The organism is Lactobacillus sp. ESL0681 (assembly GCF_029392835.1).
In the GTDB taxonomy this organism is placed as follows: Bacteria; Bacillota; Bacilli; order Lactobacillales; family Lactobacillaceae; genus Lactobacillus.
Genome location: NZ_CP113943.1, coordinates 1,363,422 through 1,382,094 on the forward strand (window position 1 = coordinate 1,363,422; position 18,673 = coordinate 1,382,094).

Genomic DNA, 18,673 nt, shown 5'->3' on the forward strand with positions numbered 1-18,673 from the left:
TGAATTCTCATCATTATATATAGATAATTATTAAAAATCAAATATAATTTTAATTTATTTTGGCAGTTTTATTATGAATTAAAGAGTCAGCTTGACTTTACTTATTTGTAGGCAATGATATAATTATAAAAATATTAAAAAGGAGACAAAGATTATGGGACACGAGATAACTAATCAAGAAATAGCAGAATTTTCAGCTGATTTTAATAGCGATCCAAAAAATCGGGTAATTGCACGTGCCACGGGTCGTAGTGGAATTTATGCGGCTGCATATAATGATCGCGCAAAAGCTGAACTAGATCGGGTTTTTTCAGTAGAGTTGCCAACGCAGAATGTTACGGCTCAGCAGCAATCAGGACGCTGTTGGGAGTTTGCGGCTTTGAATGTATTGCGACATATTTTTGGCAAACAATATCATGTTAAGAATTTTACTTTTTCACAAGCCTATAATTTTTTCTGGGATAAGATTGAGCGTGCTAATATTTTTTATAATCACATTATTGAGTCTGCGGATCAGTCTTTAGAAACACCAGAAGTAAGAAAGTATCTGGCTAGTGCAGGTCAAGATGGTGGTCATTTTCAATTGGCTGTTTCATTAATTGAAAAGTATGGTGTTGTGCCAACGTCAGTAATGCCTGAGAATTTCAATACCAATCATACTGATGCCTTGAAGCTTGTTTTAGGTAAAAAATTGAAAAAAGATGCATTAGTTTTACGGCAATTAAAGCAGGCAGGTGAGGATGAGAAATTAGTCCGAACTCAAAAGCAATTCTTGAATGAAGTGTATCGCATGACAGCAATGGCTGTGGGTGAACCACCACGAAAATTTGACTTTGAATATCGTGATGACAATGGAGGCTACCATCTTGATCGTGATCTAACACCTATTAGCTTTTTTCATAAATATTTAGCAGAAGTGAATTTTTCTGATTATGTGGTATTAACTAACTCGCCTAATCATGAATATAATAAATTGTATGGTATACCAGCTGATAACAATGTGGCTGGTGGTGGAGAAATCAGGTTGTTGAATGTGCCAATGGAGTATTTGGCTTCTGCGACGGTTAAGCAGCTAAAAGATGGGGAAGCAGTCTGGTTTGGTAATGATGTTTTACAACAGATGCATCGCCAAGAAGGGTTGCTTGACTCAGAGCTTTATCAATTTAGTGACTTGTTTGATGTTGATTTAAAGATGTCCAAGGCAGATCGTTTACGTACTGGTGAAGCTAACTTTTCACATGCAATGACTTTTGTTGGGGTAGATGAGGACCACGGTAAGATTCGCCGCTGGAAAGTTGAGAATTCTTGGGGTGATCAAGTCGGAGATCAGGGCTTTTTTGTAATGAACAATGATTGGTTCAATGATTATGTTTATGAAGTGGCAGTTCATAAACGGTATCTGACTAAGCAGCAACAAGAGCTAGCAGCCGGACCAATTACTGAAGACCTACCTGTTTGGGATCCATTAGGTTAGATCAAAATTGTAAACTACCGCATTTTTTAACTCCTATGTAAGTTAGGAAAAGGTGTTGACAATAAGGTAATTATGGTTTAAATTAATTATCAATTAAATAATTATGAAATTAGTCAAAATGGATTTATCGATTGGTTTTAACTGAAATTCGTAATATAGAGTAATAACTTATTGTGGGGTGCATCTAATGAAACAAAAAGTAGCAGATCTTGATTGGAATGATTTAGGTTTTAAATATCGCGATTTACCGTATCGATTTGAGGCTAAATATAAAGATGGTCAATGGCAAGAAGGTAAGTTGACACAAGAGTCAACCGTAACTTTGTCTGAGGGTGCTGAAGTCTTGCACTATGGCCAAGAGATTTTTGAAGGGTTAAAGGCCTACCGACGTAAAGATGGCAAGATTAATCTCTTTCGTCCTGATCAGAATGCGCATCGTTTTGCTTTGTCAGCTGAGCGTTTGGCAATGCCTGCATATCCAGAAGATAAGTTTGTAGAAGCTGTTAAAGAAGTTGTTAAGGCTAACGAAGAGTTTGTACCACCTTATGAAAGTGGTGCGACTTTGTATATTCGACCTTATATGATTGGTACTTCGAAGGTTTTAGGTGTTGAAGCTGCAAGTGAATATACTATGCGCATGTTTGCTACACCAGTAGGTGCATATATTAAAGGATTAAATCCTGCTGCCTATGTTGTTAGTGAATACGATCGGGCCGCATATGCTGGTACTGGTCAAGCTAAGACTTCAGGTAATTATGCCAGCAGTCTGCTGCCGACAGTTGAAGGACATGAGGCAGGTTTTGCAGATTGTTTATATCTTGATCCGCGTGAACATAAGTATGTCGATGAATTTGGCGGGGCCAATTTCTTTGGTATTACTCAAGATGGTCAATTTGTAACCCCAAAATCTAAATCAATTTTGGTTTCAATTACTAAACGCTCCTTGTTAGAAGTTGCTAAGCGTCAGGGCTTGAATCCAGTTGAGCGACAAATTACTCTGGAAGAAGCTTTCAAGATGAAAGAAGCTGGTGCGATGGGTACAGCCGCAGTAATTTCACCAGTTGGCTCTATCACTTATGAAGGCAAGAAGCACGTTATTCATAGTGAAACCGAAACTGGCCCGATAACTACTAAGCTGTACAATGAGCTGATTGGCATTCAATATGGTGATAAAACTGGTCCAGAAGGTTGGGTTCAAACAGTTGAATAATTGCTAAATCTAATTAAAAGAAACTAATTTCGAATTAAATTCGGAACTAGTTTCTTTTTTATTTAGCTGATTGCGCTTGCAAATTAATATGCATGAGGGCTACAATCATAAGCAGCAATTTGATTAATTTATTTTTAGTTAGCTTTGGAAGGAATAGCAAAAGATGGAACCAATATTTTTAACACCGTATTTTCGCCCAAAAATTTGGGGTGGACGTAAATTACAAACGATTTTTAATTATGATATCCCAGAAGGTAAAGTTGGCGAGGCCTGGATTATTTCCGGCTACAAAGATGATGCTTCAACTGTTTCAACAGGAGAATTTCAAGGTAAAACGTTAAGACAGCTATATCATGAGCAACCAGCACTTTTTGGTAATCCACAAGCAAAAGAATTTCCTTTGTTAGTCAAGTTTTTGGATGCCAATGATAGTTTGTCAGTGCAAGTGCATCCAGATGATGATTATGCTTCTAGAGTGGAGCATGATCAGGGTAAAACGGAAAGTTGGTACGTCTTACAAGCTGATCCAGATTCATATTTGATCTATGGTCATACTGCCAAGACTAAACAGGAGCTTGCAGATATGATTGAGCGCGATGAATGGGATCAATTATTGCGCAAAGTACCAGTGAAAGCTGGCGACTTTTTCTATGTGCCAGCAGGAACAATTCATGCGTTGACTAAAGGAATTATGGTGATTGAAACCCAGCAATCTAGCGATGTTACTTATCGCTTGTATGACTATGACCGTGTTGATGAAAAAACAGGACAAAAACGGGAACTGCATACGCAAAAATCGCTTGATGTCACAACCGTACCTCATCGAGATCCGCAAATTACAGTTAAAAAGACTACGGATCAGGCCGCCAAGATTAAGACCTTGGTTGAGCCACCAATGTCGCCACACTTTTATTTGTGGCAAGTTGACCTAGCTGGCAAATGGCAAACTAGCCTGGGTGAGCACCCGTATATATTGGTTTCGGTAATTGCGGGTACAGGTATGTTGATCACGCAGGATGAGGAATATGATTTAACGATTGGGACGAATTTGATTATTCCTAATCAGTTAAAAGATTTCACTTTTACCGGTGACTTGCGATTAGTTATGTCTGCGCCAAATGATTAAAAACTGTACTTAAAAAGCTGTCTGATATCAGGCAGCTTTTTTATGTGTTACAAATTTGGATGTCCAGTTTCAAAAATAGTATATTTTCCTTTATCAAATCTTTGTCTAGTCCTTGAAAATTCAAAGGCTACGCCGTCGTCTAAATACACTATTTGTTGAACTTGTAAAACTGGATCAACAGGCAAACAGTTTAAATATTGCTGATCAAGTTGGTCTGGCTTATCTGCACTAATTGTACGGTAGGCCGAACCGATGGTTAGATTAAGGTCAGTTTGAATATAGTTATAGATACTATCGAGTAGGACTGATTGATTAACACCGGGAATTACTTGCGTGGGCATCGTAGTATATTCCAAAGCATAGGAAATGTCATCAACTAGGCGTAACCGCACAATATTATAGACGGCTTGGTCATATGTTATTTTTAGTGCATTTTGGGCTTCTTTAGTAGGATTACTAATATTAAAAGTAATAATCTTACTTTTAACATGATGACTTTTTCCAAAAAGATGAGTTGCTCCAAAATATTGATTACCGGGAATTTTCATGTCTGTTAAGAAGTTAATATTTTTTTTAACATAAATGCCTGAGCCTTGAACCCGGTAGATTAAGCCTTCGTTGTCTAAGACATCGAGGGCTTTTTGAATGGTCATTCTACTAGTATTAAACTCTTTAGCTAAAGCCTTTTGTTGCGGCAAACTAGTACCAGCTTTATATTGGCCACTATTAATTCTTTGCTTTAAGGTTGTGGCGATATCGATATATTTTGTCATAGTTAAATCTCCTAAGATTAATACACATTATACGAAAAATCCCGTTAAAGTGCTATTCACAAAATTTGTAAGTTCTTTTTTAAAATTTGACTTTACAAATTTAAGGAAGCGTTTTATTATGTTAGATGATGAGGAGGAAATGTAAGTGAATAAATTAAGTAAAAACTTTTTGTGGGGGAATTCGGTTTCCAGTATGCAAACTGAAGGTGCTGCAAATGAAGGTGGTAAAGGTAAATCTGTCTATGATACCTATGAGGCAACAGCTGAAACTTCTGATTGGCAAGTAGCGATTGATGAATACCATCGCTATCCAGAAGATATTGCTTTGATGAAGGATTTAGGAATGAATTGCTATCGCTTTCAAATTTCGTGGAGTCGTGTTCAACCTGACGGTGAAGGTGAATTTAACGAAGAGGGCATCAGATTCTATTCGGATTTAGTTGATCAGTTGTTAGCAGCTGGTATTCAGCCAATGGTAGCTTTGTATCACTTCGATATGCCGCTTAATTTAGCAAAAAAATATAACGGCTTTGTCAGTAAGCAAGTAGTTGAAGATTTTTATCAATTTGGTAAAAAAATGGTCGATGTCTTAGGTGATCGAGTTAAGTATTGGCTAACTTTTAATGAACAAAATTTGTATAGTAGTCAAGAAGCCTTTAAGTATAGCGGCTACTTAGAGGGGGACAAGACCTTACACGATTTATATCAGATTAGTCATAATGTGATGCTAGCCCATGCTAAAGTTGCTAATTATGTTCATGCTAATAAGCCGGATTTAAAAATTGGTGGTATGGAAGCTTATCGTGAAGTTTATCCGGCAACTTGTAATCCACAAGATGTTGCAGCGGTCCGTGAATATCAAGAATTTACCAATAATAATCTAATTAGTTTATTTACACAGGGGAAATATTCACCAGAAGTAGTCACGTTCATGGAGAACAATGGTCTAGCAGATATCTTGGATGAAACCGAACTTGCTGAACTTAGCCTGGTAACTAGCGACTTCTTTAGCTTTAGCTACTATTCAACTAGTACGATTGATAGTACTAAGATTCCGGCTGGCACACCGCCTAATTACTATGAAGTTTATGGCGAAAAGAAGAATCCATATTTGGCCGCTAATGAGTGGGGTTGGGCGATTGATCCGACTGGATTTGAAACAGTTTTGGTTGAACTAGCTAATCGGTTAGATATTCCAATTTTTCCGATTGAAAATGGGATCGGAGTACGTGAGCATTGGGATGGTGTTCACCAAATCAACGATACCTACCGAATTGAATATCATCGTACCCATATTCAAGCAGTTAAAAATGCGGTGGCTAAGGGTGCTAATATTCTTGGTTATCTTGGCTGGGGTTTAATCGATATTCCAAGTTCTGCGGGTAATATGGAAAAACGCTACGGCGTAGTTTATGTCAATCGCAGTAATCATGACTTGAAGGACTTAAAGCGAGTACCAAAGAAGAGTTATGATTGGCTGAAAAAAGTTATCTCATCAAATGGTGAGATTTTATAAGGAGGTGCTAATTAATGGAAGGTAAGTTACAAAACAATTCGGCAGTACAAAAGTTCTCAAACTTTTGTGGTAAAGTCGGCAATGAGGTTCATTTACGGTCATTGCGTGACGCATTTGCAATGATTATGCCGCTATTCATTTTAGCTGGGATAGGAACACTAATTAATAGCGTTATTTTTCCTTGGTTGTTTAAGGGGCAAACGCTAGCGAATTTGCAAGTTTGGGGAACTTTAATTTCAAATGGGACGCTTAATATTGCTGGGTTAGCCTTAGCTCCAGCTACAGGTTTTACGTTAGCTAAGAATAAGAATTATAAAAACCCGATGGCTGCAGCGATTATATCGCTTGCTGCATTAATTATGATGATGCCACAGAAGGTTTCCTTAACTTTGGCTACTAATGCTAAGCCAGTTGATGTTACAGGTGGCTTATCCTATGCCAACCTGGGTACCAGTAGTATGTTCTCTGGCATTATTGTAGGATTGCTGGCAACCGAGCTATTTATTTGGCTAGGTAGTATTAAAAAACTCAAGATTAATTTGGGTGATAAGGTGCCACCAATGGTTGGCGAATCCTTTAACTCGATGATTCCTAGTATTTTAACTGCTAGTGCATTTGCATTAGTAGGTGCTTTATTAGCAGTTTTTGGTCAAACCGATTTAATTTCGTTAATTGTTAAGTTAATCCAAGAACCATTAAGATCGTTCAATACTAGTTTGCCAGGTTCATTATTTATTTATAGTATCGGTAACTTTTTATTTACTTTGGGAATTCACCAAACCGTTGTTAATGGTACGTTACTTGATCCTGTGTTATTGATTAATATGAATAAGAATATGGCTGCCTACAATGCTCATAAGGCTGTGCCATACATTATGAATAAGACCTTCTTAGATACATTTGGCATGATTGGCGGTAGTGGTTCAACAATTTGTTTAATTATTGCAGTCTTTTTAGTTGCTAAACAAAAATCTAGCAAGACAGTAGCTGGTTTATCACTCGTCCCAGGATTATTTAACATTAATGAACCAATGATCTTTGGTTTTCCAATCGTATTTAATATTCCATTGATGATTCCATTTGTTTTACAGCCAGTAATTGGCTTACTTATTGCCTACTTCTTTACAGCAATTGGTTGGATGAGTAGAGTGGTAGTTTACATTCCATGGGTTACGCCACCAGTGTTGAGTGCCTTTTTAGCAACAGGTGGTGATTGGCGAGCAATCTTTGTGCACTTGTTAATTATTGTTATCGGAGTTTTGTTCTATATGCCGTTTGTTAAGATTAGTGAAAGAGTTTCGGCGCAAAATGCTGCTGTTGAAAATTAATTGAGGCATCATGATGAAACATAAAAAAATCAAACTATTTACTATATTAAGTGTAGTAACTACGCTGATGGCACCAATTTTAGCACCAGTAACGACTAGTGTAGCTGCCAAATCAGCAACAAATCAGAAAAAGACCAAGAATGAATTAACCAAATATGATCGCAAATGGCAGACCTATAATAGCAACGATTCTGATGTTAAACTTGATTATCACGATGACGAAGTAATCGCCAGTTTTAATAAGTCAAATGGGAAAGATTATTGGGATTCGCAGTTATTTTTACCAGATATTAAGCTGGCTAATGGAAAATATCAATTGAGCTTTAAGGTTAAGGCAACAAAGCCAAGTAGTATCTATTTTGATATTGAAGATAGTAATGACTATCAGACTAAGTATTATCCTGAAAAGTTGCTTGATTTAGACACCCAATATCAGACTAAAACGATTAACTTTGACTTGAAAGATCAAAGTATTTTAGATGATAAAAAGCAGATTAAATTACAATTTAATTTGGGACCAAATGAAAATACTAAGTCTTTAGCTCAACAAAAATTAACCTTTGCTGATTTTAAATTAGTCAAAAAGGCCAATGCATCTAAGGTTAAAAAACAAAAGGCTAGTTTTACCGTTAATGGTGATAATGTATTAGTTAAGGATTACAAGGGCTTTGGCGTGCAATGGGATCCATATACCGCCCGTCCAGTTACTGATCAAGAATGGACCATGATTACTAAGCGAGTAGATTATTTGCATCCTTCATTTGTTCGGGTAATGCTTTATGCCAATACTTACTGCAAGGGACTAGATAAAAGTGGTAATCCTATCTATGACTTTGATAGTAAAGCTAATCAGGCATTGTTACGTGAGCTTCGCTATTTAAAACAAAAAAAGATTCCAGTAATTCTGGGAGAATGGGAAGCTCCAGGACGATTTAATGGAGCCTTTAGTGGAATTAATGCAGACAATCCAAAGTGGGCTAAGATAATTGTTGGTTTCTTAAATTATCTAGTTAATGAACAGGGCTTTACTAATATCAAGCATTTTAATTATATTAATGAAGCCAATTCTGACTGGTCATATTGTGCAGATTATGATAAATGGCATCAAGGGATAACTTATCTTTATGATGAGCTGTCTAAATATCAGTTGACTGATAAAGTGACAATTACGGGACCAGACACAGTCTGGGATGATCAAAATTCTTGGCTGCATAATATTGCCAATGATCATGACTTTTCACAAAAGCTTGGCTTATATGATACTCATATGTACCCTTCGGTAGAAGAAATTACTGATGGCAAGGTTGAACAGCAGGTTGCTGAGCAACGTTCTGTGGTAAAGGGCAAAGACTTTTATATGACTGAACTTGGTCTGGTAACTGGTAAAACCAATGGCGATTCACAATCATATATTAGAGATTATCGCTACGGTATATTGATGGCTGATGCAGCGGCACAAGTGGCGCGAGGAGGCTTTAACGGTGTATCTCTTTGGGATTTAGATGATGCAATGCATGATCAAGATAATGGCTTTCCAAGTAGTGATATTCGGTCTTTGAAGCAGTGGGGATTTTGGAATTCAGTTGGTGGTCGTTTGTATAACGAGCCTAAAGAAGAACAGATTAGACCGCACTTTTATACTTGGTCATTGATGACTAAGTTAATACCACCACATTCAGAGATATTGGGTGAAACCAAGACGGGTAAGTCAGCTGGATTTAGAATTTTAACTGCCAAAAAAGGTAAAGATGTGACCTACGTGTTGATTAAGGACTCGAATAAGAGTGGTAGCTTAAAGTTAAAGAGCAAGAATTTATCTAAAACTAAACAAAAATTTTATCGGTATAATTACTTTAAAAATCAGCGTAAAGTTAATACCAATGGCTTCCCTGTTGCGACAAGTAAGAAAACAATTAAGCTCAATCATGGTAAGACTTTTAACTTTTCTGGACCGGGAGTAATCATCTTGTCTACCAAAAAGGTTAAGTAATGGGAAGTGAATTTGCATATGCTAGTTGGTAGTATTGAAGCTGGTGGCACTAAGTTTATTTGTGCACTTGGCGATGAAAATTATCAGATTAAAGATAAAGCTTATTTTCCAACGACTACACCGGAAGAGACTTTAGGCAAAGTAGCAGATTATTTTAGTCAATTTGCGGTTGAAGCAATTGGAATTGGATCATTTGGACCACTTAATTTGGATCCGCACTCACCTAAATATGGTTATATTACTTCTACTACTAAACCGTACTGGCAAAATACCAATTTTGTGGGTTATCTTAAACAAGGGTTACACGTGCCCATTTATTGGACAACGGATGTTAACAGTTCGGCCTATGGTGAGTATGTAGTGTCCAAAAGGAAACAATTACCGGTTGATTCGCTAGTTTACTATACTGTAGGAACAGGAGTCGGTGCTGGAGCCATTATTAACGGTCAATTTGTTGGCACAATTGGTAATCCTGAGATGGGACATACTTTAGTCAAACGACATCCACAAGATCGTGATTTTACGGGAAACTGCCCCTATCATCAAGATTGTCTTGAAGGATTAATCGCTGGTCCAACTTTTTTAGCTAGAACTGGTAAAAAAGGCGAGAATGTTCCATTAAGTGATCCAGTTTGGCAAATAATTGCCTATTATCTTGCTCAAGCAGTTATGCAAGCAACGTTAATTTTGCGTCCTAACAAAATAATCTTAGGCGGTGGTGTGATTAGCGAAGAATTGCTGTCTAAAGTTAGAGCAGAATTTGCACCAATGTTAGCTGACTATGTCGAGGTACCTGACTTGGCAGATTATATTAGTATGCCGGCAATTGAACATAACGGGTCAGCCATAATTGGTGGTTTCGCATTAGCTGAACAAGCATTGTGGTCTAATCAAAAGTAATTATTAAACAAGATATAAAGAAGAGGAAAAGTTATGGCAAAACAAACAATAATGCTAAATTGTGCAGCAGGGATGAGTACATCATTACTAGTTACTAAGATGCAACAAGCAGCAGAAAGTCAGGGAATTGATGCAAAGATTTTTGCTTGCGCTGCAGGTGAAGCAGATGCCCATATTGAACAAGAACAGATTGATTGCGTTTTATTAGGGCCACAAGTTAGCTATATGAAGGATGACTTTGCTAAAAAGCTAGCTGGGAAAAGTACAGCGGGTGCTGATATTCCTCTAGGAGTTATCGATATGCAAGCTTATGGCTTAATGGATGGCGCTAAAGTCTTGGCTCAAGCCGAAACATTAATTAACGGATAAAGGAAAATTAAGATGGCAGAAGAAAAACAGACGTCAAAAGATGAAGAAGCTTTAATGGCTGCAATGGGTTTAATTGCTAATGGTGGTAATGCTAAAAGTCTGGCTTTTGAAGCAATTAGATTAGCCAAACAAGGTGAAATTAGTGCGGCACGAGCTAAATTAGCAGAGTCAGATAAGTCACTAACAGATGCACATAATTCACAGACTGAGATGCTGACTAAGGAGGCTCAAGGCGAACATACTAAGGTTACTTTGTTAGTGGTGCATTCACAAGATCACCTAATGAATGCTATTACTTTCCGCGATCTTGCTGGTGAAATGGTCGACTTGTATGAAAAACTATTTGCACGGGAATAATTAATGATACCAATTAATAAGTGTCTGGGAAATAACTCTGATTTTTAAAAATTAGGGTTAAAAGTGACCGTTAAAATCGAATATTATTGCAAATGTTTTTAAGCTTTGTAACTTTTTCAGAGCATAATATGAACAAAAGATTGCATCAAAAAGGGAATGTTAGCTTTTTATTCTAACATTCCCTTTTGTGCTGAGTTTTTTCCCAGACACTTTTTTGTTTAGGCTAGCGTTGATAATATGGGAGAAAGGCTGCTAAGAGACTAAAAAAAGTTTGGTCAATGTATTGCTTGTGCAATAGAAAACAATCTATAATTAAAGTATTAAAAAAGCGCTTTATAGATAGTTGCTTAATTAAAATTATGATGTGCAGAAGAGGCAAAAAATGAAGAATACTGAAATTAGTTTACAAACTAAAAGAGATTTTTCTGGTGCACTAAAGCAGTTACTTAAAAAAGAACTATTAAACAAGATAACGGTGAGAGAACTTTTAGAAGTAGCAAATAAAACTAGGCCAACTTTTTATTATCATTTTGAAGATGTTCAAGATCTTATCAAATGGACGGTTCAAGACGAGATTATTGCTCTGTTAAATGAATCCAAAGGCTATAAAAAATGGGATGAAGATTTGTATAAAGTCTTAACTTATTTTCAGAATAACCAATTATTGGGACGAGCATTTTATGATAGTCTAGATATTTATCAATTTAATTTATTTTTCAGAAAGCCGCAAATCAATGTTTTATTGGGCTATATCGATGAAATTATTAAAAAATACCATTTGCAAGTTCGAGCAGATGACAGATTATTTATTGCAGAAATGTTTACAGGTGGGTTTACTGAAATTATCTTTGATTGGCTAGGTAATGGTCAAAAAGAAACACCAGACGAGATTAGGCAACGGTTGTGTCGAACACAGCAAGATATTATTGTCTATTCTCTTAAAGTAGCTGATAAAAATAAGAACTTATTTTGTTAATTAGTATTCTAATAATTTATCAATTTTGTAAGATATATTACAAAAACTGTTAATTGTATCTTTGATTGCTTTTGAAAACGCTTAGAATGTAAATATAAGAAATATTTAGTTATAAGCTTAACAAAGAAAGGATATTTCGTAATGAAAGAATTCAAGGATAAAGTTGCAGTAATTACCGGTGCAGCACATGGGTTTGGGCGTGAATTTGCTTTAGAAGCAGCTAAACGCGGCATGAAACTTGTATTGGCAGATATTGATGAACCAGCATTAGCAAAAACGTTGCAAGACGTTAAGGAAATTGGTGTGCAAGCAATCAGTGTGCTTACTGATGTAACTGAAGAAACTGAGATTGATAATCTAGTTAATCAGACAATGAATAAATATGATCAAATTAATTTATTGATAAACTCAGCTGGTGTTGCAATTCCTGGCCCCGTTTGGGAATTGCCAACTAGGGATTGGGAATGGATCTTGCATGCTGACTTAATGAGTCAAGTTTGGGCATTAAAACGCGTAATTCCAATTATGCGCAAACAGAAAGAACACGGCGACATTTTGAATGTAGCATCAATTGCAGGGTTAATGACTAGTCCGCAAATGCCAGCATATTACGCGACTAAGTTCGCTGTCGTCGGGATGAGTGAGGCAGTTGAATATGACTTACAAGTTGCTCAAGCCAATGTTGGATTACATGTATTTTGTCCAGCCTTTGTCCAAACAGACTTATATCATACAGAAAAGCATCGCCCGGAAAAATATACTGATAAAAGCGATCCTTATTATACTAGTGAAACTTTTAAAGCTGGACAAAAACAGGCTAAGGTTGATATTACAACAGGCATGGCACTTGATGGCGTAGCAAATCTTGTTTTTAAAGCACTTGAGGATGATAAGTTTTATATTTTGACCCATCCAGGTGTAAATGATGCGATCGTTGGTAGAACAAAAGGTATTCCAGAGGGCAAAGGTCCAGACTTACAAGCACTGGCTCCGTTTTTAACCCAAACACATAAATTAGAAGGAGATAATTAATTATGGCAGATAAACAAATTGTAAATAATGATTTCAAAGACGTAGTATTTAATCGACAATCGGTAAGAAATTTTGACTCAACCGTGAAAATTTCACATGAAGAATTTGAACAAATGATTACAGAGACGACTACAGCGCCGTCATCATGTAATTTGCAGGCATGGCATTTTGTCATTGTGGACACTGAAGAAGGTAAAGCAAAGTTAAAGCAATATTTTATGAAGTTTAATACGCCGCAAATAGATACTTGCTCAGCGATGGTACTGTTGTTTGGTGATACTGATGCATATAAGTCATATCGCGATCTTTGGACTAAGGCGTATCATAATGGTCAGATTGATAAAGCAAAATTGGATGAGGTTTTTAGTACCTTTTTGCCTTTGTATGAGCATGCGGATTATGACACCTTGGTAATGGATTCTGCGGTTGATTCATCTTTAGCCGCCATGCAGTTCATGTTAGTGGCACGTGCGCATGGTTATGACACTAACCCAATTGGTGGTTATGATACTACTAAAGCGGCAGAAATGTTTGACTTGGATCCTAAACGTTTTGTACCCGTTATGGCTATTGCAGTAGGTAAGACTACTAAGGATTACGTTCCTGAGATTAAATCTGTACGCTATCCTGTTAAGCAGGTATTTAAATTTGCTTAAGTTATAAAGATTAAAATAATTATACTTTAATAGTAGCAATGAATTAAGCTTATTGCTGCTATTTTTGTATAAACAAATAATCACTTGCCTTACTTATTACCGATTATAATATTAGTAAGATTAGCAATAATGAGGTGATTCATAGTGAATAAAAGTAGAAAGTTTAATGATAAGCTGGGCTTCTGGTCAATTGTATTGCTGGCCATTAATTCAATTATTGGGTCTGGTATTTTTTTAACACCAAGTAGTGTAGTAAAGCGGGTAGGAAGCAAGGCATTAATGGTTTATCTAATTGCTGCGACTTTGGCAGCAATTATAGCTATCTCATTTGCAGCAGCAGCTAAATATGTAACTAAATCAGGAGCTGCATATGCTTATGCGAAGGCAGCTTTTGGCGATAATGTCGGCTTTTATATTGGAATTTTACGCTATTTTTCAGCTAGTGTAGCTTGGGGCGTAATGGCTGTAGGAGTGATCAAATCAACGATTGCAATTTTTGGTGGGCAGGCTGATAATCCGATAAATATAACGCTCGGCTTTTTATTATTGATGTCAATTATTACTATGATCAATTTATTGGGACAGAAGTTTTTGAAGTTGGTAATGAATATTGCAACAGTTGGTAAAATTGCTGCTTTAATTTTAATAATTATTGCTGGAGTTAGTTTACTGTTAAAGAGTGGGGCTTCACTTGATTTAACAGCGGTTGATCAAATTACTCAGCATGGTCAAAAAATTGTTCCGAATATAACACTAACTAACTTTGTCATGGCAGTAGTCGCTGCTTTTTTCGTATTTACGGGCTTTGAGTCGATAGCTTCTGGTTCTGATGATATGCAAAAGCCGGAAAAAAATCTCCCTAAGGCAATTCCACTGGCTATTTTGATAATTGCGATTATTTATATTGGTGTGATAACAGTGGCAATATTACTCAATCCGCAGGCATTGATGACTACTAAACAAGTGGTGGCAATTAGTGCAGTTTTTAATAATAAAATCTTGCGAGCAATAATTTTAGTTGGCGCACTAGTTTCGATGTTAGGTGTCAATATTGCTTCAAGCTTTAATGCGCCACGAATCTTGGAAGCAATGGCCCGTCAGCAACAACTTTCGCAATCCTTAACTAAGCGCACGGAGCACAACTTTCCGGCAAGAACATTTCTTATCTCTGTTGCACTAGCAATTTTAGTGCCACTGGCTTTTCAATATAATTTAACCAATCTAATTACGCTAAGTGCCATAGTCAGATTTTTAGGTTATTTAGTCGTGCCATTAGCAGTAATTGCCTTTTATTTTGATAAAAGTAAGGAAGCAGTTTTACCTGCAAATAAAAATGTTTGGACTGATCTAATTGATCCGATTTTTTCCATTATTTTAGTTGGCTTTCTATTAATAAAATATGATTGGCGGCTGCAGTTTGGTATAGTCGATAATGGGAAAATAATTGGTGTTAATTGGTCAGCAATTGCAGTAATGCTTTTTGGGTTAGTAATTTTGCCGCTAGCAATGTTTTTGATTTCAAGAAAAGATCGCAAATAAAAGCAACTGCTTGTGTACGCAATTGCTTTTCCCCAATAACTTTTTTAAAAATTAGCAGCTTTGACATACTGATTATTTCCCAGGAAATAATAATAGTGCTTGCCAATCAAGACTGCATTACCATAAGTTGAATAGACTTGTTTGCGCTTTAGAACCTTTTTGCCAATGCGTTTACCGTTAGGGGCGTAAAGATAGGCATTATGGATCAATTTACGCTTGGTTGTGGCATAACGATTAGCGGGAACGATATGCTCTGCATCTGCTTCATAATAGTTTTGTCCATTTTTGTTTTTTATAATGGCACTTGAAATTGTCTTATTCGGTTTAAAGACTACAATACTTGTTGGTAAATCGTTTTGATCAGTTAGGGTTGTTTGAGCAACTGCTTTGCCATTAACAAGCAAGTTACCATTACCCTTGGTAGTAGTTCCAATATCGTCATTAGCAATATATAGTCCATTGCCCATATAGTAAAACTTCTTGCCGTTAATAACAGCTGAGTCGTAAGTAGCAACTTTGGAATCTGCTTGGATAGTAATTTGGTTGACACGTAGACCTGTTCGATCATAGAGATAAGCGTTGTGCTTAGTAGTTCGATCAACTATTGCGAGAGGTTTTTGCTTAAAATTCACAATCTTACCCTTGGACATAATATATGTATCGGTAGGACAATTTTTGGCGGCCTGGTTGTATAAGTCTTGGAATTGTTTGAGTGAATAAGTTGTGCCTTGTGGGTGGTCAAGCTCACCATTACCAATTGCTCTAATTTGCGTCATTTTGTTGCCAATAAAAGCTGACTTCCTGAGTCTGTGGTTACCTAGTTTTAGCACGAAACCCTCGGGATTACCACAATTGGCTAAGATTCCTAATGTACGTAAATCGTATTTGGCAGCTTGAGTAGTATCAAAGTTACTAAGATCAAGCGATGTCAAGTTAGTATCGTCAAGAAACATGTAGCTAAGATCTACTGTATTGCTAGTATTAAAACTAGCTAAATTTAACGACTTAATCTTTGTTAAGTCACTGAACATATAATCCATATCTTGTACATTGATGGTATTAAAGCTACGCAAATCTAATTTGGTAAGCTCACCGTCACGAGCAAACATTCCGCTCATTGAAGTAACTTTGCCGGTATCAAAGTTACTAAGATCTAAACTAGTGACCTTACTAAGCCCTTCAAACATATAATTCATATTAGTTACATTGCTGGTATCAAACTTGTTGACATTAAGCTCAGTTAGTCTTTCCATACTGGCGAACATGGCATTCATATTAGTTACTTTTTTAGTATTAAAATTACTTAAGTCTAGCTTAGTTAAATTATGGTCATATTCAAACATGGCCATCATATTGGTTACATTGCCTGTATTGACTAAATTGAGTCCTTGAATATTTTCCAGTTTAGTTAAATCTTTAAATTTACTCTGTGAATTTTTGGCTAAATTAACTGGGTGAGTAAAGTTAATTTGTTTGAGTTCTTTAAATTGCGGATTAAGTTTAGTAATAGGAGTTGAGGAAAGGCTAGCATTAGGCTTTTGGGGCCTGAAGGTTAAAGTCTTACTGCTTGGATCGTAGTCCCACTGACAAGATCCATCCATGCCAATTAAGTGTTGATTACTGTTAGTGGTAGTTGTGTTTGGCAATAAATCGCTTGCCTGTACTGGTTGTGGATTTGCTAATCCAATTGTAAATAGCCCGGCGCTAACGATGCTGCAGCATATTACCAATAATTTCTTATTAGACCAGAATTTTTTCATAATTAGCCTCCTTTTTTTAAGCTTCACGCACATTGTATAACGATAAGTATATTAATGCTGAGAATCTGTTTAAGGGAGCTGTATAATGAGCTTATAGCTTATATATGAGGAGTTTTAATATGAAAAGAACGTTTCAAAAGCTTTTATTTGTATTGTTAGCATTGGTTCTACTACTTGCTGGTTGTTATGGCTTATTAGTTATTCATGATAACTTATACAATAGTCGTTTGGCTAACGTTGTTCAACAAGGTCTTTCAACTGACAAAGGAATAAGACGATATGCAGCTGATAAGTTAACTAGAAAATATTTGCGGAAGAAAAAAATTACTAAGGTAGAGATATCATCCGATAATCAAGGCAGTGGTAACATACTTTATTTTGCTAGTAAAATTAATCACCGTTATTACATGATAACTTTCAAAGACCGTGGATTTGGCAAAACACCATTGTTAAAAACGATTCAAGATGCGGCAGAAATGCCTGAGTAGACTAATTCAATTATTTTTCCTTAAATGCAAAAAGTCTCAGCACCGACTACCTAACAGTGCTAAGACAATTATCATTTTAACGGAAATGGTGTCTTATTGCTACATTAAATTAAAATTTAGCTAAAAAATTTATTTGTCTCCATTAAAGATTGAGCTTTTTACGATGACGTAATCGACAAGTTTGATTGAACTAAGGGTTTTACCACCAGCATAAGAAATCGCTGATTGTAAATCTTCTTGCATTTCTGTTAGCGTGTCGGCAATTGAACCACGATAATCTACTAGCATTTGTTTACCTTCAACATTGCGATAAGCACCTTTTTGTACTTCGGAAGCTGAACCCCAATATTGTTTATAAGTTTTGCCGTCAATCTTAATAACATTGCCAGGGGATTCTTCGTGCCCAGCTAACATAGAACCAATCATTACCATTGTTGCACCAAAGCGGACAGACTTAGCAATATCACCGTTATGTCTAATGCCGCCGTCAGCGATAATTGGTTTGCTAGCAACCTTGCTACACATTCTAAGAGCAGCTAGTTGCCAACCACCAGTGCCAAAACCAGTTTTGAGTTTAGTAATACAGGCTTTACCAGGGCCGACACCAACTTTAGTTGCGTCTGCTCCGGCATTTTCTAATTCGCGAACTGCTTCAGGCGTAGCAATATTGCCAGCAGTTAAAAAACTATCTGGTAATTTCGATTTAATGTATTTAATCATTTTAATAACAAAGACTGAATGGCCATGAGCGACATCGATAGTAATATACTCGGGAGTGATACCCTCACTAACTAACTTGTCGATAAAGTCGTATTCACTGTCTTTGATGCCCACTGAAATAGAAGCAAAAAGTCCTTTTTGGTGCATCATTTTAATGAAATTAAGTCGTTTTTCTGGTTGGAAACGATGCATAACATAATAGTAACCATTTTGGGCAAGCCAGATAGCTAAATTATCATTAATTACGCTCTCCATATTTGCAGGAACAACCGGTAATTTAAATGTTCGGTTTCCTAGCTTGACGCTGGTATCAGCTTCGCTTCGGCTCCTAATAATTCCCTTGTTTGGTACTAATTGAATATCATCATAATCAAAGGCTTCCATGCTGAAGTAATTACTCATAATTAACTCGACTCCTAAATTCATACATCATTGAACGTGAGTAACTATAATAGAATT

At 36.5% G+C, this 18,673-nt stretch carries 17 protein-coding genes; 14 read left to right on the forward strand and 3 right to left on the reverse strand.

Annotation, left to right across the window (positions count from 1 at the left end):
- The first annotated feature begins 154 nt into the window (after positions 1-154).
- The 3 genes from OZX59_RS06520 (at position 155) to manA (ending at position 3,810) form a co-directional block, all read left to right on the forward strand.
- Positions 155-1,474: a C1 family peptidase gene (locus tag OZX59_RS06520; protein WP_277125401.1), complete on the forward strand. Its 1,320-nt coding sequence runs from the start codon at positions 155-157 to the stop codon at positions 1,472-1,474.
- A gap of 187 nt (positions 1,475-1,661) precedes the next feature.
- Positions 1,662-2,684: a branched-chain amino acid aminotransferase gene (locus OZX59_RS06525; RefSeq protein WP_277125403.1), complete on the forward strand. Its 1,023-nt coding sequence runs from the start codon at positions 1,662-1,664 to the stop codon at positions 2,682-2,684.
- 163 nt (positions 2,685-2,847) lie between these two features.
- The gene (gene manA, locus OZX59_RS06530) at positions 2,848-3,810 is read left to right on the forward strand and encodes a mannose-6-phosphate isomerase, class I (RefSeq protein ID WP_277125405.1); all 963 of its coding nucleotides are present in this window, start codon (positions 2,848-2,850) and stop codon (positions 3,808-3,810) included.
- Positions 3,811-3,857: 47 nt separating this feature from the next.
- Here the strand turns inward: manA and OZX59_RS06535 are convergent, their stop codons facing one another.
- Positions 3,858-4,583, reverse strand: a complete 726-nt coding sequence (locus OZX59_RS06535) for a GntR family transcriptional regulator (RefSeq protein WP_277125407.1) — start codon at positions 4,581-4,583, stop codon at positions 3,858-3,860.
- A gap of 145 nt (positions 4,584-4,728) precedes the next feature.
- Between OZX59_RS06535 and OZX59_RS06540 the strand changes: the two genes are divergently transcribed.
- The 10 genes from OZX59_RS06540 to OZX59_RS06585 all read left to right on the forward strand — a co-directional run bounded on the left by OZX59_RS06540 (position 4,729) and on the right by OZX59_RS06585 (position 15,246).
- A complete protein-coding gene (locus OZX59_RS06540) occupies positions 4,729-6,099 on the forward strand; it encodes a glycoside hydrolase family 1 protein (RefSeq protein ID WP_277125409.1) in 1,371 nt (456 codons plus the stop codon).
- Positions 6,100-6,113: 14 nt separating this feature from the next.
- Positions 6,114-7,427, forward strand: coding sequence for a PTS transporter subunit EIIC (locus tag OZX59_RS06545; RefSeq protein ID WP_277125411.1), 1,314 nt, complete (start codon positions 6,114-6,116; stop codon positions 7,425-7,427).
- Positions 7,428-7,440: 13 nt separating this feature from the next.
- Positions 7,441-9,417, forward strand: coding sequence for a hypothetical protein (locus tag OZX59_RS06550; RefSeq protein ID WP_277125413.1), 1,977 nt, complete (start codon positions 7,441-7,443; stop codon positions 9,415-9,417).
- Positions 9,418-9,435: 18 nt separating this feature from the next.
- Positions 9,436-10,317 (forward strand): ROK family protein, encoded by an 882-nt coding sequence (locus OZX59_RS06555; protein WP_277125415.1) that lies wholly within the window; start codon positions 9,436-9,438, stop codon positions 10,315-10,317.
- Positions 10,318-10,350: 33 nt separating this feature from the next.
- Positions 10,351-10,686: a PTS sugar transporter subunit IIB gene (locus tag OZX59_RS06560; RefSeq protein WP_277125417.1), complete on the forward strand. Its 336-nt coding sequence runs from the start codon at positions 10,351-10,353 to the stop codon at positions 10,684-10,686.
- A gap of 12 nt (positions 10,687-10,698) precedes the next feature.
- Positions 10,699-11,043, forward strand: a complete 345-nt coding sequence (locus OZX59_RS06565) for a PTS lactose/cellobiose transporter subunit IIA (RefSeq protein WP_277125419.1) — start codon at positions 10,699-10,701, stop codon at positions 11,041-11,043.
- Positions 11,044-11,425: 382 nt separating this feature from the next.
- The gene (locus OZX59_RS06570) at positions 11,426-12,019 is read left to right on the forward strand and encodes a TetR-like C-terminal domain-containing protein (protein ID WP_277125421.1); all 594 of its coding nucleotides are present in this window, start codon (positions 11,426-11,428) and stop codon (positions 12,017-12,019) included.
- Positions 12,020-12,160: 141 nt separating this feature from the next.
- Complete coding sequence (locus OZX59_RS06575; protein WP_277125422.1) at positions 12,161-13,051, forward strand: SDR family NAD(P)-dependent oxidoreductase; 891 nt, start codon at positions 12,161-12,163, stop codon at positions 13,049-13,051.
- Between the two features lie 2 nt (positions 13,052-13,053).
- Positions 13,054-13,707 carry a nitroreductase family protein gene (locus tag OZX59_RS06580; protein ID WP_277125424.1) on the forward strand — a complete coding sequence of 218 codons (654 nt, stop codon included), beginning with the start codon at positions 13,054-13,056 and terminating at the stop codon, positions 13,705-13,707.
- A gap of 144 nt (positions 13,708-13,851) precedes the next feature.
- Positions 13,852-15,246 (forward strand): APC family permease, encoded by a 1,395-nt coding sequence (locus OZX59_RS06585; protein WP_277125426.1) that lies wholly within the window; start codon positions 13,852-13,854, stop codon positions 15,244-15,246.
- Positions 15,247-15,290: 44 nt separating this feature from the next.
- On the opposite strand, the gene OZX59_RS06590 is transcribed toward OZX59_RS06585, so the two are convergent.
- A complete protein-coding gene (locus tag OZX59_RS06590) occupies positions 15,291-17,006 on the reverse strand; it encodes a BspA family leucine-rich repeat surface protein (RefSeq protein ID WP_277125428.1) in 1,716 nt (571 codons plus the stop codon).
- 119 nt (positions 17,007-17,125) lie between these two features.
- On the opposite strand from OZX59_RS06590, the gene OZX59_RS06595 reads away from it, so the two are divergent.
- A complete protein-coding gene (locus OZX59_RS06595) occupies positions 17,126-17,494 on the forward strand; it encodes a hypothetical protein (RefSeq protein WP_277125430.1) in 369 nt (122 codons plus the stop codon).
- Between the two features lie 129 nt (positions 17,495-17,623).
- On the opposite strand, the gene OZX59_RS06600 is transcribed toward OZX59_RS06595, so the two are convergent.
- Entirely contained in the window at positions 17,624-18,616 is a 993-nt protein-coding gene (locus tag OZX59_RS06600) for a GMP reductase (protein WP_277125432.1), read from the reverse strand.
- Between the last annotated feature and the right edge of the window lie 57 nt (positions 18,617-18,673).

What these genes read in the sequence shown, in the direction of transcription:
- OZX59_RS06565 (WP_277125419.1), top strand. Translation starts at nt 10,699, where the DNA reads ATGGCAGAAGAAAAACAGACGTCAAAAGATGAAGAAGCTTTAATGGCT.
- manA (WP_277125405.1), top strand. Translation starts at nt 2,848, where the DNA reads ATGGAACCAATATTTTTAACACCGTATTTTCGCCCAAAAATTTGGGGT.
- OZX59_RS06595 (WP_277125430.1), top strand. Translation starts at nt 17,126, where the DNA reads ATGAAAAGAACGTTTCAAAAGCTTTTATTTGTATTGTTAGCATTGGTT.
- OZX59_RS06520 (WP_277125401.1), top strand. Translation starts at nt 155, where the DNA reads ATGGGACACGAGATAACTAATCAAGAAATAGCAGAATTTTCAGCTGAT.
- OZX59_RS06555 (WP_277125415.1), top strand. Translation starts at nt 9,436, where the DNA reads ATGCTAGTTGGTAGTATTGAAGCTGGTGGCACTAAGTTTATTTGTGCA.
- OZX59_RS06560 (WP_277125417.1), top strand. Translation starts at nt 10,351, where the DNA reads ATGGCAAAACAAACAATAATGCTAAATTGTGCAGCAGGGATGAGTACA.
- OZX59_RS06525 (WP_277125403.1), top strand. Translation starts at nt 1,662, where the DNA reads ATGAAACAAAAAGTAGCAGATCTTGATTGGAATGATTTAGGTTTTAAA.
- OZX59_RS06590 (WP_277125428.1), bottom strand. Translation starts at nt 17,006, where the DNA reads ATGAAAAAATTCTGGTCTAATAAGAAATTATTGGTAATATGCTGCAGC.
- OZX59_RS06570 (WP_277125421.1), top strand. Translation starts at nt 11,426, where the DNA reads ATGAAGAATACTGAAATTAGTTTACAAACTAAAAGAGATTTTTCTGGT.
- OZX59_RS06535 (WP_277125407.1), bottom strand. Translation starts at nt 4,583, where the DNA reads ATGACAAAATATATCGATATCGCCACAACCTTAAAGCAAAGAATTAAT.
- OZX59_RS06580 (WP_277125424.1), top strand. Translation starts at nt 13,054, where the DNA reads ATGGCAGATAAACAAATTGTAAATAATGATTTCAAAGACGTAGTATTT.
- OZX59_RS06550 (WP_277125413.1), top strand. Translation starts at nt 7,441, where the DNA reads ATGAAACATAAAAAAATCAAACTATTTACTATATTAAGTGTAGTAACT.
- OZX59_RS06575 (WP_277125422.1), top strand. Translation starts at nt 12,161, where the DNA reads ATGAAAGAATTCAAGGATAAAGTTGCAGTAATTACCGGTGCAGCACAT.
- OZX59_RS06545 (WP_277125411.1), top strand. Translation starts at nt 6,114, where the DNA reads ATGGAAGGTAAGTTACAAAACAATTCGGCAGTACAAAAGTTCTCAAAC.
- OZX59_RS06600 (WP_277125432.1), bottom strand. Translation starts at nt 18,616, where the DNA reads ATGAGTAATTACTTCAGCATGGAAGCCTTTGATTATGATGATATTCAA.